A 13,943-nucleotide genomic window follows, 5' to 3' on the forward strand; every position below is an offset into this window, starting at 1 on the left:
CGGCGCTCCTCACCATGAGGGTCTACTATTGTGCCGCAAAACAAGACCTCATCCTGAGGAGCCCGCCGAAGGCGGGCATCTCGAAGGATGGCCACGAGGACGCTGCCCGACAGATTTCTTTCCATATGCGATAGCCCCGCCCGCAAGCGGGAGAGGGACGTAGTCCCGTTGCGGATGCAATCGTCTCAGAACTTCCGCACCAGGTCCGGGGTGATCTCCTTCAGGCTGCGGATGCCGAGCAGCGCGAGATCGCGGTCGATCTCGGCATGCAGCAGCGAGATCGCGCGCGCCACACCGGCCTCGCCCGCGACCACGGCGGCATAGAGGAACGGCCGGCCGATCCAGACGAAGTCCGCACCGAGCGCCAGCGCCTTGATCACGTCAGTGCCGCGGCGGATGCCGCCGTCGACCATCACGGTCATGTTGCCCTTCTGCGCCGCGATCTCCGGCAGCGTGCGCAAGCCGGAGACGGTGTAGTCGAGCTGGCGGCCGCCATGGTTGGAGACCATGACGCCGTCGCAGCCATGCTCGCGCGCCAGCCGGGCGTCTTCCGGCGCGATCAGTCCCTTGACCACGAGCTTGCCGCTCCAGCGCTTGCGGATCAGCTCGACATGCTTCCAGGCCAGCTGGTCGCGGCTGCCGATGTTGCGCATCAGGTTCTTGGACAGCACCGGCGGGCCCTGCTTGGCGTCCATGTTCTCGAAATGCGGCATGCCGTGATTGAACACGGTGCGCGCCCAGGTGTTGAGCAGCCAGTCGGGATGGGTGATGGTGTCCCAGAACACCCGCGGCGTGATCTCGAGCGGCACCTGGAAGCCGTTGCGGATATTGTTTTCGCGGTTGGGCGGCACCGGCACGTCGGCGGTGACGACGAAGGTGTCGTAGCCGGCCGCTGCGACGCGGTCGACCAGCGGCTCGATCCGCTCGGGAAGGCCGGCGAGATAGGCCTGGTACCAGGCCGAAGGATTGGTGGCGCGAACGTCCTCCAGCGTGATCAGCGAGGAGGCCGACAGGATCATCGGGATGTTGGCGGCAGAAGCGGCGCGCGTCAGCACGATGTCGCCGCGATAGGCGCACAGCGCGGACGAGCCCATCGGCGGAATGCCGAACGGCGAGGCGTAGCTCTTGCCGAACAGCGTCGTGGTCTGGTCGCGGCCGGAGACGTCCTGCAGCACCCGCGGCACGAAGCCGTATTCCTCGAACGCCCGGCGATTGTCGGTGCGGGCCATATCGGTCTCGGCGCCGCCGGAGATGTAGCCGTAGAGGAATTTCGGCAGCAGCCGCCGCGCCTGCGGCTCGAAATCGTCGAGCGTGAGATAGCGCCGCAGATGCCGGGGTAGGGCGGGTGCAGCGCGGTTGACGGTTACGGGAGGCGGAGAGGGGGCTGCGGTCCGGTCGTGCACGTTGAGCGTTTCCGTTGTTCTTGGTTCTTGGTCGGAAGGCCAGACTAGCGCCTGCCGGCGGGCCCGACAAATTTCTCGTTGAACTTGTTGACGGACTGGTTGACGTCGCTGAGCGTCTTGCGGGTCTCGGCGATCATGGCGCCGGATTTCTTGTCGAAGCTCTGGATCAGCTCGCGCAGCGAGATCACGGTCGGCAGCAGCTCGCCGCCATATTTGTCGCTGCCGAAGCTCTTCAGGAACTTGTCCGCCGCGGTCATCTTGGCGTCGACCGCGCTGATCCCGTCGTCGGCGGCGTCGATGAAGCCGGCGATCAGCTCGCCATTGCCGGACAGCGAGTTGGTGAAGTTCTCGAGCCCGAGCAGCGAGTCCTTGATGTCGGCCTCGTTCTCGCTGATGACGCGGTCGACATTGCGCAGCGCGACCCGCAGCTTCTCCTGGATTCCCATCGTGCCTTCGGCGTCGGCCGTCAGCTCGGGAATGCCGTCGGCGCCGAGCGTCGGCGGCGGAGCATCGTCGGTGCCGCCGGTGAAGGAGATCGAGGCGATCCCGGTCAGGCCCTGGAATTCGAGGCCGGCCTGGGTGTCCTTCTTGATCGGGGCGTTGCCTTCGATCCGCGTCATCGCCACCACGCGGTGCCGGTCGAGCCTGATCGAGACCACCTCGCCGATCCGCACGCCGGCAAAGTTGACGCTGCCGCCGCGGCGCAGGCCGGAGGCCGAGCCCTCGAAGATGACGCGGAACGGCACCATCCGCTTGATGCCGGCATAGCGCTGATAGCCCAGCCAGCCGCCGAGCGAGCCGGCGATCAGGGCCAGCGTCAGGGTGCCGATCAAGAGATTGCTGGCGCGCGCCATGCGTAAAACCCGTCTGCGAAGCAGACTTCCACCGATAGCGGATTTGCCGCCGATAGTCACCGCACCTGACCCCACTTGACCCTCTCCGCGTAAGAACGGGGAGAGGGAACGATGGAGACGTGCTCTTCCGGCAGTCACGCCGCCGACTGCTTCCGCGACGCCGCGAAGACGCCGGCCAGCACCAGCGCGAAGCCGATGAAGTGGAAGGCCTGCGGATGCTCGCCGATGAACACGATCGACATGATGGTGCCGAACACCGGAACCATGTGGAAGAACGGAGCGGCGCGGTTGGCGCCGATCAGCTGCACACCGCGGTTGAAGCACAGATAGGCCAATGTCGAGGGGAACACCGCGACATAGAACAGCGACAGCAGATTGTTGATCGTGAGCTGCATCACCGGACGCGCGCCGAGTTCCCAGATGTAGAGCGGGATCAGGACAAGCGCGCCGCAGCCGAAGGTGAAGGCGGCGACCGAAAGGCCGTGGATTTTGGGCCGCTTCAGGGTCAGCACCGAATACAGCGCGAAGATCACCAACGCGACGATGAAGATCAGATCGCCCTTGTTGAACTCGATCTTCGACAGCGTCGTGAGATCGCCGTGCAGCAGGATCACCAGCACGCCGGCGAGCGACAGCAGCACGCCGAACAATTGCGCCAGCGTCAGCCGTGCGCCGAGCAGGATCAGCGACCACAGCGCGACCACCAGCGGTGCCGCGGATTGCAGCAGCAGTGTGTTGAGCGCCTGGGTGTGCTCGAGCGCCCAGTATTGCAGCGTGTTGAAGGCGCTGATGCCGGTGATCGACATCAGCACCATGATGCCGAGATTGTTGCGGATCACGGGCCAGTCGCGGACGAGGTGTTTCCAGGCAAACGGCAGGATGATCAGGAATGCCGCCGACCAGCGCAGGAACGACAGCGTCACCGGCGGAATGTGGCCGGCGGCGAGGCGGCCGACGATCGCATTGCCGGCCCAGCATGTCGCGGTGATGCAGAGCAGCAGATAGGGCTGGTTGGCGATCCAGGAGCCGGCCGCAGGCGTTGATGTGGTGGAATCGGAGGCAGACATAAAGAGGGCCCGGGTTCACGACGCCGCGGCCTGCCCGGCTGGCACCGCCGGGCCGGTATGGATCTCCCCGGCTCGGATCACAGACACGGATTCCGCCATTCCATCAATGGGGATAGACGCATCGCGACCATGCGCGAAGACCCCTTCACCAAGGCAGCATCACGGCGCTTTGCTCGGGCCGGCGTGCGCCTCTAAGGCCTGATGAGACAAGGTTGGCGGCATCGGAAGTTCACCTCTCCCTTGGGAGAGGTCGATTTGCGCAGCAAATCGGGTGAGGGGTTACGCTCTATCGAGAGAGCAAGAACCCTCACCCGGATTGCTTCGCAATCCGACCTCTCCCCAACGGGGAGAGGTGAACCGAGATCGTGCCAAGCCGATTCAACCAAGACTTATCCCGCCCTAGCCGGTCTCCGGCGGCGTGGTCTGGCGCTTGACGATCTGCTCGGCGAGCTCGATCAGGATCCGCTTGGTGTCGGGGTCCTGCACGTCGCGAAACACCCGCAGCATGCGCAGTTCGAGCAGGGACTGCAGCGATTCCGCCGTCTGCCCGGCTTGCGTCGGCGCTGCCGTCACCGGCCGGCGATTGAGGATGTCGGCGGCGATTCCGAGCATCTCGGCAACGGTCGCCAGGCGACCGGTATCGATTTTCACCGTGCCGTCGACGCCGTTCTTTTGCAGGGAGGCGCCGGCGCACAGGATCTCGGCGAGATCCGCCTGCGACAGCCCGATTGCGCGCCAGCGCGCCTGCACCAATTGGTCGATCTGGTCGTCCTGTGATGTGCTCATGATGCGTTCAGACCATCTCCAGCTCGGTCCGTGGACAGCATTTCCGCTACGAAAGTTGGTAGCAAATGAACCAGCGGTTCGTCGCGATGGGACTTCTACGGATCATGCGGCTGGACAACGGGTCCTGCCGTACCGGGCAACGTGCAGGATGATCCGCGTCTCTACGCCAGCCGGGCAGTCGCGCCGGACGGGCACCGGAGTGCGCACCCTGGTCTGGGATGCGCGCGTCAGCGTCATCCGGCCCTGGCCTTATTATCAAGACCATGCGCGAATGCAATCAGGGGGCGACCGGGAAGATCAATCCAACCCGGATGTGTGACCGCGCCACAGATCGTGGTGTTTGGTCCTGGCAGGGCGATGCGGTCGGCATGGCGGCAGCCCCGGGAGCACCGCCATGGCTGCGCGGCGCCGCTCACAAATCGATGATCCCGAGCGCGATGCTCTTGGCCACCCCGTGGGTCTTGTTGGAAGCCTCGAGCTTGCGCAGCGCCTGCTTGATGAAGCCTTCCACCGTCTCCGGCGAAATGCCGAGGATCTGCGCGGTGTCGGCCACGGTCTTGCCGCGCGCCGCCCAGGCGATCACTTCCTTTTCCCGCCCGGTGAGCTTGATGGTCTCGGCGGCGTCCGCGGGTTTGAGGATGGTCGGCGCGTTGCGCTGGTCGCGGTTGACGATATCCATCGCCCGCTGCACCCAGTAGATCATCAACAGATGCAGTTCATGGCGATGGCAGACGAACAGCTTGTCGAAGTCGCGCCGCTCGTCTTCCCAGAAGAACACCGTCGAGCTCGAATGCACGGCGCCGAGCCGGTCGCGATAGTGGAACGGCACGACAAAGCCGTCCTTGAATCCGAACTCCCGGGCGGCATCCATCGTCTTGACCTCGGGCGGTCGCTTGCGTCCGCTTCGCTCCGGCAGCTTCAGGCTGCTCCAGCTGAACGGCGTGTTGGTGCGTCGTGACCGCGCCAGCGCCGGATCGGCATGAACGAACTCGTTCTGCACATACGCCCGCTTCCAGGCGTCGGGAAATGTGCCGATATGATAGGGCAGATCGAGGTCGGGCCGGCCGGCATCGACAAAGGCAAAGCCCGAGAAGCCGTAGTTCTGGACAACGCGGTGCAATGACGAGCTGAGCTCGTCGATGGTATCCGACGCCTCGATGGTCGAAATCGCGTCTACCAGGCCCATTACTAAAACCCCCGGTTTCCGGGGGTACCACAGTTAACCCCTTTCGTTCCAGATGTTCTGCATTTGGAGGAAGGGATAATGCCGCATTTATTGGACGGCTATCATGCACTCATCACCAGGGAAGAGCTTGATCCGGCGCATGTCGGGGCGATGTTGCGGCTGCGCAAACGCCTGTTCGTCGATCATTGCGGCTGGCTTCTGACCACGGTCGGGGATGCCGAACGCGATCAGTTCGACTGCTGGTATACCGAGCACTGCCTGTTGTTCTCCGGCGTCGAGCTCGTCGGTGGCTTCCGGGCGATCCGCACCGATTATCCCTACCTCACCGCGTCGGTCTTCCCGCAGCTTGCGGTGCGCCGCTTTCCGAGCCGTCGCGATGCCTGGGAGATCAGCCGCTTCGGCGTGCTGCCTGGTGTCGCGAGGTCGCAGACCGCGCGCGTGAACTACGCGCTGATGTTCCGCTTCGCGGAGCTGCGCGGAGCGAAGGCGCTGGTGGCGCTGGCCGACCTCTCCTATGAGCGTTTTCTCACCCGCATGGACATCCGCACCCGCCGCTACGGCCCGCCGCAGGTGATCGGCAATGATCGCATGGGCCGCCCGCTGACGGCGCTCGCCGGAGAAATCCCGCTCGGTCTCGCCGCCAATCCCGGCCTGACCAAATTCCTCGACCTTGGACGGCAATTGGAGATCCACGATGCCTCACATGTTCTCGGACGTTCGAGCATTCCAGCGTGATCCGCTGCGTCTGCTGTTGACGCGCGGCAACGAGTCCGCGCTGGGGCTGGTGCCGTTGCGGCTCGGTCCCGCGCCCGTCTTCCTGGTGAACGATCCCGATCTGCTGCGCCCGATCCTGAAGGCGCCGGAGACCGACATCGGCAAGGGCAAGCTGATCAAGAAGCTTTCGCCGGTGCTCGGCCGCAGCTCGCTGATGCTGAGCGGCGAGGAGCACAAGCGGCGGCGGGCGGTGCTGCAGAAGCACATGGCCAAGGGCAGCGTCGAGAAATTCCTGCCGCATATGTGCGCCGAGATCCGCGCGGTCGGCGCCAGCCTGGCGCGGCTCGGATCGTTCGATCCGCACCATGTCACCGCAATGCTGGCGCTGCGGACGATCTGCGTCGCGATCTTCGGCTCCCAGGTGATGTCGTCCGGCGACGAGGAAGCCCTGGTTCAGGCGGTGGGCGCGATCGAGGACGATCTGGCGGAAGAGATGTTCCGCGCGTTGCCGTTCGGTCCTGTGGCCTGGTATCGGCGGCGCAAGAACCGGGTCTGTGCCAAGCTCGCGATGTCGACGGTGGTACAGCGCCTGCGCCGCAAGGCGGGCTCGAGCAGCGCGCTGCGCGATCTCGAGGCGCTCGGCCTGACCGATCGCGATCTCGAGGACGAGATCCTGACATTGCTGCTGGCCGGCCATCACACCACAGGTTCGACTGCGGCGTGGATGTTCTACCAGATGGCTGCCGATCCCGCCCTGATGGACGAGATTGCCGACGAGGCGGCGGAGTGCCTCGGCGACGACGGCGAGTTGCGACTCGACGCGGTGAAGCGCGCCAATCTGAGCGCGACGCTGGTCAAGGAGGTCTGCCGGCTCTATCCCAGCGCCTGGTGGTTCTCGCGCGAGGTGATGCAGCCGGTGACGATCGGCGGGCGCGATCTCAAGGTCGGCACCTCGCTTCTGATCTGCCCCTGGCAATTGCAGCGCGATCCCAGGCATTTCGAGGATCCGGACCGCTTCCTGATGACGCGGCGCTACAACACCGACGCCTACATCCCGTTCGGCGCCGGCCCGCGCGCCTGCGCCGGGATGGGGGTTGCGATGCTCGAGCTGCAACTGCTCGCGCTCGAGATCGCCGCGGCCTATCGCTTCACCGGCGTCAGCCCGAATCCGGCGCCGTGGCCGAAAGCCTCGGTGACGCTGATTCCCCCGCCGATGACAATCGACATCGAAGTCCGCGAGACGCGCTCGCGCATCCCGCATCTCGGCGAGGAAGCCGAGCATCTGCCGTACATCCCAGCCGTGGGTGCGGCGTCCATCAGCACACTACAATCGGTATCCCAATGACAACTCAGCTAACAACGGCCAGCGCCGGGCAAAGGGCCATGGATCAAGTGCAAGTGCGCAGTTTGCGCGACGTCATCGCTGTCCTGATCGAGCAGCGCAGCATCGTGAGGGCGGCCGGCGCAAGCTTCGCCGCGCATCTGCTCGACCTCGCGATCATGCAGCTGCGGCTCAACGTCAACGACATTACGGCGGAGGAATTATCCGGTCTGTCCGACTTCGTCGGCGCGGAGTTCATGAGGGACAAATCCTCGCATTGATCGCGGCGACCGGTCTTCGGATCGGTCTTGCGTAGGATCAGTCTCGCGCAGGATCAGTCCTGCGTCGCCACCAGCGGCTTCATCATGGCGCCGGCGGCAAGCGCGGCGTCGTTTGGATCGATCTCGATCTGCAGGCCGCGCTGGCCGCCATTGACGAAGACCGTGACGTGGGTGAGGGCGGTCTCGTCGATCGCGGTCGGGACCTTCTTCTTCTGGCCGAACGGGCTGATGCCGCCGACATGATAGCCGGTCAGCCGTTCGGCGTCGGCTGGGCGCATCATCTTGGCCGACTTTCCGCCGAGGGCGGCGGCAAGCTTCTTCATGCTGACCTCGCAGTCGGACGGCACCACGGCGCAGACCGGCTTGCCGTCGACCTCCGCCATCAGCGTCTTGAGCATGCGATTCGGGTCGACGCCGAGCGCCTCGGCCGCCTGCAGCCCGATGCTCTCGGCGCTGGAATCGTAGACATAGGTGTGAAGCTTGAAGGCAATGCCGAGCTTGCGCAGCGCCATCGTCGCTTGTGTGGAATTGGGCATGGACCCTGCCGGTTAATCTAGGTGAATGATCGCCGTAATAAGAGCTGCGATCAATCCGCAGCACGTCTGGCGTCACGTTGCCGGAACATTAAATTCCCGCCAGCCCGGCGCGGCCGGGCGCAGCATGGAATTTAATGGGGATATCAAAGGGTTGTAGCTCGTCTAAAAGGCGTAAACGGGCCCCTTCTTGCTTGCGCAGCCGATCCGCTTCCTTTATCCGGTAGGCGCCTTGCGTGCGCGCGGCCGGGCGCCGCGATTTAGGCTGGGCATATCAATGCAGGTCGCTGTGGGCGGACGCGTTTTCGCCGCGATCATGGTCTGAAAACACCTGAAGGGAACATCTTCGCAATGGCCAATGTTGTCGTCGTCGGCGCCCAATGGGGTGACGAAGGGAAGGGCAAGATCGTCGACTGGCTGTCGGAACAGGCCGACATCGTCGTGCGCTTCCAGGGCGGCCACAATGCCGGCCATACGCTCGTGATCAATGGCGAGACCTACAAGCTGGCGCTGCTGCCCTCCGGCGTGCTGCGTCCGAACAAGCTCGCGGTGATCGGCAATGGCGTGGTGTTCGATCCGCAGGCCTTCCTCGACGAAGTCGCCAAGCTGAAGGGGCAGGGCGTTGCGGTCGGACCGGACAATCTGCGGATCGCCGAGAACGTCACGCTGATCCTGCCGCTGCATCGCGAGCTCGACGCCCTGCGCGAATCCGGTAACGCCATCACCTCGATCGGCACCACCCGCCGCGGCATCGGCCCGGCCTATGAGGACAAGGTCGGCCGCCGCGCCATCCGCCTGATGGACCTCGCCGACCTCGACACCCTGCCGCACAAGATCGAACGCCTGCTGGCGCATCACAATGCGCTGCGCCGCGGCCTCAACCTCGCGGAGATCGACGGCAAGAGCATCCTGAGCGAGCTGTCGGCGATGGCGCCGAAGCTGCTGCCCTATGCCGAGACGGTGTGGCGGCTCCTGGACCTCAAGCGCCGCGAGGGCAAGCGCATCCTGTTCGAGGGCGCGCAGGGCGCGCTGCTCGACGTCGACCACGGCACCTATCCCTATGTGACGTCGTCCAACACGGTGGCGGCACAGGCCGCGACCGGCACCGGCCTCGGCCCGGGCGCGGTCGGCTATGTGCTGGGCATCTGCAAGGCCTACACCACCCGGGTCGGCCAGGGTCCGTTCCCGACCGAGCTGAACGACGAGATCGGCGAGGAAATCGGCCGTCGTGGCAAGGAATTCGGCGTCAATACCGGGCGCAAGCGCCGGGTCGGCTGGTTCGATGCCATGCTGGTGCGACAGACTGTCCGCACCTGCGGAATTGCCGGGCTGGCGCTGACCAAGCTCGATATTCTGGACGGGTTCGACAGCATCAAGGTCTGCATCGGCTACAAGCTCGACGGCAAGGAAATCGACCATCTGCCGGCGGGTGAGGGCGCGCAGGCCCGGGTCGAGCCGATCTATGAGATCATCGAGGGCTGGAAGCAGCCGACGGCCAATGCGCGGTCCTGGGCGGATCTGCCGGCCCAGGCCATCAAATACGTTCGCCGGGTCGAGGAATTAGTGGGGTGTCCGATCGCCCTGCTATCCACCAGCCCGGAGCGTGAAGATACTATTCTGGTACAGAATCCGTTCGAGGCTTAACGGGATATTACCTATATCCCTCCAATTGTGTGGAAATGGCTGACTACTACCCGCTGATCGCCCGCGCCATCGCCGGATTGGACCCCAACGCCCCCGGCGAAGCCCGCCGTGCGCTGTATGCGCGGGCGCGAACGGCGTTGATCCAGCAGCTCCGCGGCGTGCAGCCGCCGCTCTCCGAATCCGAGATCACCCGCGAACGGCTGTCGCTGGAAGAGGCGGTTCGCAAGGTCGAGTCCGAGGCCGCGCAGCGCGCCCGCGAGGCGTCGCGTCCCGGTGGCGCGGCCGCTGCCCGCGGCAGCCGCGCCAATGCCCGGCCGCCCGAGGCCGGCCCCACCGACACTGCCGCGCGCCCGCGGCCCCCGGCCGAACCCCGTCCGCCGCGTAATTTGCGCCCCGATTCGCCGCCGCCGGTCCCGCCGCGGCCGCAGAACCCGCCGGGTCCCGAGACCCAGGCGCCGCCGGCCCGGCCGGGCCCGCCCCGCCGCGGTCCGGAAGGCGCGCCGTCGCCGGTGCCGCCGGCCGCGCCGGGCGTGCGCGGCTTCCGCGACATCACCGCCGATGCCGACGATCTCGGTCGGGCCGCGGCGCAAGCCAGCCGCAACGCGCGCAAGACCTACGCCAACGTGCCGTCGCCCTCGCCGGAATTCGACCGGCTCGAGCCGAGCCTGGAGAATCGCGGCGGCGATCCCGAGGCGCCGTATTCCTACGACGAGTCGATCGAGGAGGCCGAGCGCTACACCCCGCAGCCGCCGCAGGGTCCGCCGCCGCAGCGGTCGCGGGCCGGCAACGGCGAGCGCGAGCCGAAGAAGCCGCCGCGCGTCGGGTCGATGTTCCCGTTCAAGACCGCGATCGTGATCGGCATCCTGCTGATCCTGGTCGGCACCGGCATCCTGTTCCGGCAGCAGGCCATGACCCTTGTCAGCAGCCTGTTCAAATCCTCGGCCCCGGTCGAGGCGCCGAAGGATGCCGCGTCGACGCCTGCGAGCAAGAAGATCACCGACCGCGTCGGCCAGCCCTCGTCGTCGGGTGAGACGGTCGCCCCGGTGGCGCAGCGCGTCGTGCTGTATGACGAGGACCCGTCGGATCCGAAGGGCAAGCAGTATGTCGGTTCGGTGGTCTGGCGCACCGAGCAGGTCAAGGGATCTGGCAACCAGAAGCCCGACATCGCCGTGCGCGCCGACATCGACATCCCCGATCGCAAGTTCAAGATGACGATGTCGTTCCGCCGCAACACCGATTCATCGCTGCCGGCGAGCCATACCGCGGAATTGACCTTCATCCTGCCGCAGGACTTCGCCAATGGTGGCGTCGGCAACGTGCCGGGCATCCTGATGAAGTCGAACGAGCAGGCGCGCGGCACGCCGCTGGCCGGGCTCGCGGTCAAGGTCACCGACGGCTTCTTCCTGGTCGGCCTCTCCAATGTCGATGCCGACCGCTCGCGCAACCTGCAGCTCTTGAAGGAGCGCTCGTGGTTCGACGTGCCGCTGGTCTACACCAACCAGCGCCGCGCCATCATCGCGATCGAAAAGGGCGCCCCCGGCGAGCGAGCCTTCAACGAGGCATTCGCGGCGTGGGGTGAGTAGCGGCCTTAGCTCTCGCCTCGGTTGCCAGCAATGTCATCGCCCGGCTTCGTCCGGGCGATTCCGTATCGCAGCAAGATCTGCGGCTGTTGCAGCGCATTCGACGCGCAGCGCTCCGGAACATCGCCGCGGCTTTCGATTTTTCCCTAGAACCGTCGCGCGACCGCGTTACACTTGGCTGACGTCGGCAGGGGCACGCCATGAAACGCTATCTGATCTTCGCAGCCATCGGGCCGTTCATCGGCGGCTTCCTGCTGCTGCTCATGACCACCTATCAGTCCGGCTACTGGACCGAGACCAGTGGCGGCGAGGTGACCAAGCTGCTCGTCGTGTTCGTGAAGTCACTGCAGTACAATTATCTGTTCGGCATCGTGCCGTCGCTGATGTTCGGTGCGATCGACGACATCCTGATGCATGTGAAGCGGATCGCGCCGGTGGTGCGGATGCTGCTCGTCGGCGCGGTGGCGTTCGTTGGCGCGGCGCTGACCTACGCCTCGCACGGCTCCGAGAGCGGCGCAGTGCAGTTCATCCTGTACGGAATGGTCGGCTTCATCCCGGGCGTGATCACGTCCTGGCTGGCGCACAAATATGCCGAAGAGCTGCACGCGCCGGCGCAGCCGGCTTCGCAGCACTAGGCGTCTACTCTTTACCAAGGGAAAAGCAGAAATCGCGACCGGCGAGTTCTGGCCCAACGGCGAATGATCGCATCGGGATCGGACAGGGGCCGCGCTCAACGCACGGCGCGGAATAGATCACCCATTGCGGTAGTCCTGTCAGCGCACCAGACGGCCGGACGGCCAGCGCACTTCACATAACTGTCATATCATCGTCACGCAAACGTAGTCCCAATGTCATGCCCGCGTCGTCCTCGTGACCCGCGGCCGCCCGGGGCCGCGGCGATGCCGATCTCGGGCCTGCTCTATTCTGTGTTCGCGCATTTATTTCAGCCGTCGCTGCAGACGACCGGGACGCACGGGATCTGCGTCCGGATTCGGGGAAAGGAATTTCGAGTGGCAGATGCAAGCTTCAGCCTTCTGACAGGCAACAGTATCGAAACGCGCCTGGTCCGAGCCGGCGGCGTGATCTTTCGCGAGGGCGAGCAGGCCAACGAGCTCTTCGTGATCAAGAGCGGCTATGTGCGCATTCAGGTCGGCAACAAGACCATGGCGGATCTGGCGCCCGACACGATCTTTGGCGAGATGGCGTTGATCGACAACGAGCCGAGGAGCGCGACCGCCACAGCGCTCACGGATGTCGAGCTCGTCCCGGTCTCGGAAAAGCAGTTTCTCTTCCTCGTGAGCCAGACGCCGCATTTTGCCCTGAAGGTCATGCGGACGCTGGCGCAGCGGCTCCGAACCATGAACAAGGGCGTCTACTGAACGCGAGCACGGCAGAGCCTCGAGGTAACGGCCTTGAAGGTGACACAGTGGTAATGTGACGCAACTTGAACCGCCTGCCTGCGTTACCATGTGATGGCCATGTCCGAGGACGACATCTTCACGCCCCACGCCGCGCGATCGCGGCCGCCTTTTGGCGGCGCGCAGGCGCGCAGCAAGGTCATCGACCAGGACGGGCGCGAGCTCGCCGATGGTCCGCTGCATCCGCAGTTCCAAAGTTTTCAGGGAGCCTTTCAGGAAGGCTTCCAGTTCGACTTCCGCAACTCCAGCGCCAATCCATTCGGCAGTCTGACGCGCGAGCAGCGGCTGGCGCGGCTGGAGATGATCGCAAAGCTGCTCGACGTCGCCTTCATCGTGCCGGGCACCAATGTGCGCTACGGCATCGACGGGCTGATCGGCCTGATCCCCGTGGTCGGCGATATCATCACCACCGCGATCTCGCTGTGGCTGGTGCGCGAGGCCCGTTTGTTGGGTGCGCCCTGGCACATCACCGCGCGGATGCTCGCCAACGTCGCCGTCGACGGCGTGATCGGCATGGTGCCGGTGGCGGGCGATGCGTTCGACGTCATGTTCCGCGCCAATATCCGCAATGTGCGGATGCTGCGGCGCTGGCTCGACAAGCAGCCGAGATCGTAGGGCGAATAATCCGGACCCGAAGGGCCGCGCGAGCGCAAGGTGCGCAGGCGTTTTCAGGTCAGGTCATGCGCGGATCAGTCCCCCCAAAACAAAAGCCCCCGGATCGATCCGAGGGCTTTTCGTTGAGCGAAGAGCAGAAAGCTTATGCGGCGTCAGCGTCGGTCTGGCTGGCGGCCGGGCGCGGACGACGCGGCAGCGGGAAGGCCTCGCTCTCATAGAGCGAGCGGATGCCGTTCTGGTCGAAACGGGCTTCCTCGACCTGGAGATAGGCGCCGTTCAGCGAGTCCGCCGGCAGCTGCTCCATCGCGAACTGCACGGCCTCGGCAGCGGTGCCGAAACGGCGGTAGGCGAAACCCGCCCGCTTCTTCTTGCGGATCGCGGCAGGGAACAGTTCGGCGGATGTGTTATAGTTGAACGGACGCAGGGGACGCATGGTCGACGACCTCTTGTGTTCTTTTCAGTTGGCGTTGCGAAAGGGATTTTGGGGGACGGCGGCCTATTATCGGCGGCGCGCCGTACATGTCATTTCGACCCCTAATAT

General features: G+C 65.2%; 15 protein-coding genes. 8 read left to right on the forward strand and 7 right to left on the reverse strand.

Going from position 1 to position 13,943, the window contains the following annotated elements; all coding sequences use genetic code 11:
- Positions 1 to 185: 185 nt before the first annotated feature.
- From PMN64_RS37485 to PMN64_RS37505, 5 genes are all read right to left on the reverse strand, one after another.
- On the reverse strand, positions 186 to 1,403 hold the full coding sequence (locus tag PMN64_RS37485) for an alpha-hydroxy acid oxidase (RefSeq protein ID WP_411784394.1): 1,218 nt from the start codon (positions 1,401 to 1,403) through the stop codon (positions 186 to 188).
- A 44-nt stretch (positions 1,404 to 1,447) separates the two neighbouring features.
- On the reverse strand, positions 1,448 to 2,257 hold the full coding sequence (locus PMN64_RS37490; protein WP_028343501.1) for an MlaD family protein: 810 nt from the start codon (positions 2,255 to 2,257) through the stop codon (positions 1,448 to 1,450).
- Between the two features lie 134 nt (positions 2,258 to 2,391).
- Entirely contained in the window at positions 2,392 to 3,324 is a 933-nt protein-coding gene (locus PMN64_RS37495) for a DMT family transporter (RefSeq protein ID WP_411784395.1), read from the reverse strand.
- A 399-nt stretch (positions 3,325 to 3,723) separates the two neighbouring features.
- Positions 3,724 to 4,110 carry a hypothetical protein gene (locus PMN64_RS37500; protein ID WP_028343499.1) on the reverse strand — a complete coding sequence of 129 codons (387 nt, stop codon included), beginning with the start codon at positions 4,108 to 4,110 and terminating at the stop codon, positions 3,724 to 3,726.
- Between the two features lie 412 nt (positions 4,111 to 4,522).
- The gene (locus tag PMN64_RS37505; protein WP_411784396.1) at positions 4,523 to 5,296 is read right to left on the reverse strand and encodes a helix-turn-helix transcriptional regulator; all 774 of its coding nucleotides are present in this window, start codon (positions 5,294 to 5,296) and stop codon (positions 4,523 to 4,525) included.
- Positions 5,297 to 5,374: 78 nt separating this feature from the next.
- Here PMN64_RS37505 and PMN64_RS37510 point away from each other — a divergent pair, with 78 nt between their 5' ends.
- From PMN64_RS37510 to PMN64_RS37520, 3 genes are read left to right on the forward strand one after another with little or no spacing between them, the layout of a single operon-like run.
- On the forward strand, positions 5,375 to 6,031 hold the full coding sequence (locus tag PMN64_RS37510) for an acyl-homoserine-lactone synthase (RefSeq protein WP_051448079.1): 657 nt from the start codon (positions 5,375 to 5,377) through the stop codon (positions 6,029 to 6,031).
- Positions 5,991 to 7,355, forward strand: a complete 1,365-nt coding sequence (locus PMN64_RS37515; protein ID WP_411784397.1) for a cytochrome P450 — start codon at positions 5,991 to 5,993, stop codon at positions 7,353 to 7,355. The genes PMN64_RS37510 and PMN64_RS37515 overlap by 41 nt, the downstream gene beginning before the upstream one ends.
- A 38-nt stretch (positions 7,356 to 7,393) precedes the next feature.
- Complete coding sequence (locus PMN64_RS37520; protein ID WP_016842680.1) at positions 7,394 to 7,612, forward strand: hypothetical protein; 219 nt, start codon at positions 7,394 to 7,396, stop codon at positions 7,610 to 7,612.
- A gap of 53 nt (positions 7,613 to 7,665) precedes the next feature.
- On the opposite strand, the gene ybaK is transcribed toward PMN64_RS37520, so the two are convergent.
- Positions 7,666 to 8,148, reverse strand: coding sequence for a Cys-tRNA(Pro) deacylase (gene ybaK, locus PMN64_RS37525; protein WP_304497130.1), 483 nt, complete (start codon positions 8,146 to 8,148; stop codon positions 7,666 to 7,668).
- Positions 8,149 to 8,496: 348 nt separating this feature from the next.
- On the opposite strand from ybaK, the gene PMN64_RS37530 reads away from it, so the two are divergent.
- The 5 genes from PMN64_RS37530 (at position 8,497) to PMN64_RS37550 (ending at position 13,402) form a co-directional block, all read left to right on the forward strand.
- Entirely contained in the window at positions 8,497 to 9,789 is a 1,293-nt protein-coding gene (locus tag PMN64_RS37530; RefSeq protein WP_253590922.1) for an adenylosuccinate synthase, read from the forward strand.
- A gap of 35 nt (positions 9,790 to 9,824) precedes the next feature.
- Entirely contained in the window at positions 9,825 to 11,372 is a 1,548-nt protein-coding gene (locus tag PMN64_RS37535) for a hypothetical protein (protein WP_411784398.1), read from the forward strand.
- A 197-nt stretch (positions 11,373 to 11,569) separates the two neighbouring features.
- A complete protein-coding gene (locus tag PMN64_RS37540) occupies positions 11,570 to 12,004 on the forward strand; it encodes a DUF5413 family protein (protein ID WP_038382276.1) in 435 nt (144 codons plus the stop codon).
- Between the two features lie 264 nt (positions 12,005 to 12,268).
- Positions 12,269 to 12,748: a Crp/Fnr family transcriptional regulator gene (locus PMN64_RS37545; RefSeq protein WP_411784399.1), complete on the forward strand. Its 480-nt coding sequence runs from the start codon at positions 12,269 to 12,271 to the stop codon at positions 12,746 to 12,748.
- A 93-nt stretch (positions 12,749 to 12,841) separates the two neighbouring features.
- Positions 12,842 to 13,402, forward strand: a complete 561-nt coding sequence (locus PMN64_RS37550; protein ID WP_411784400.1) for a DUF4112 domain-containing protein — start codon at positions 12,842 to 12,844, stop codon at positions 13,400 to 13,402.
- Between the two features lie 142 nt (positions 13,403 to 13,544).
- On the opposite strand, the gene PMN64_RS37555 is transcribed toward PMN64_RS37550, so the two are convergent.
- Positions 13,545 to 13,835 carry a hypothetical protein gene (locus tag PMN64_RS37555; protein WP_016844322.1) on the reverse strand — a complete coding sequence of 97 codons (291 nt, stop codon included), beginning with the start codon at positions 13,833 to 13,835 and terminating at the stop codon, positions 13,545 to 13,547.
- Between the last annotated feature and the right edge of the window lie 108 nt (positions 13,836 to 13,943).

Origin of the sequence: Bradyrhizobium sp. UFLA01-814 (genome assembly GCF_046718885.1) — a bacterium.
GTDB lineage: Bacteria > Pseudomonadota > Alphaproteobacteria > Rhizobiales > Xanthobacteraceae > Bradyrhizobium > Bradyrhizobium elkanii.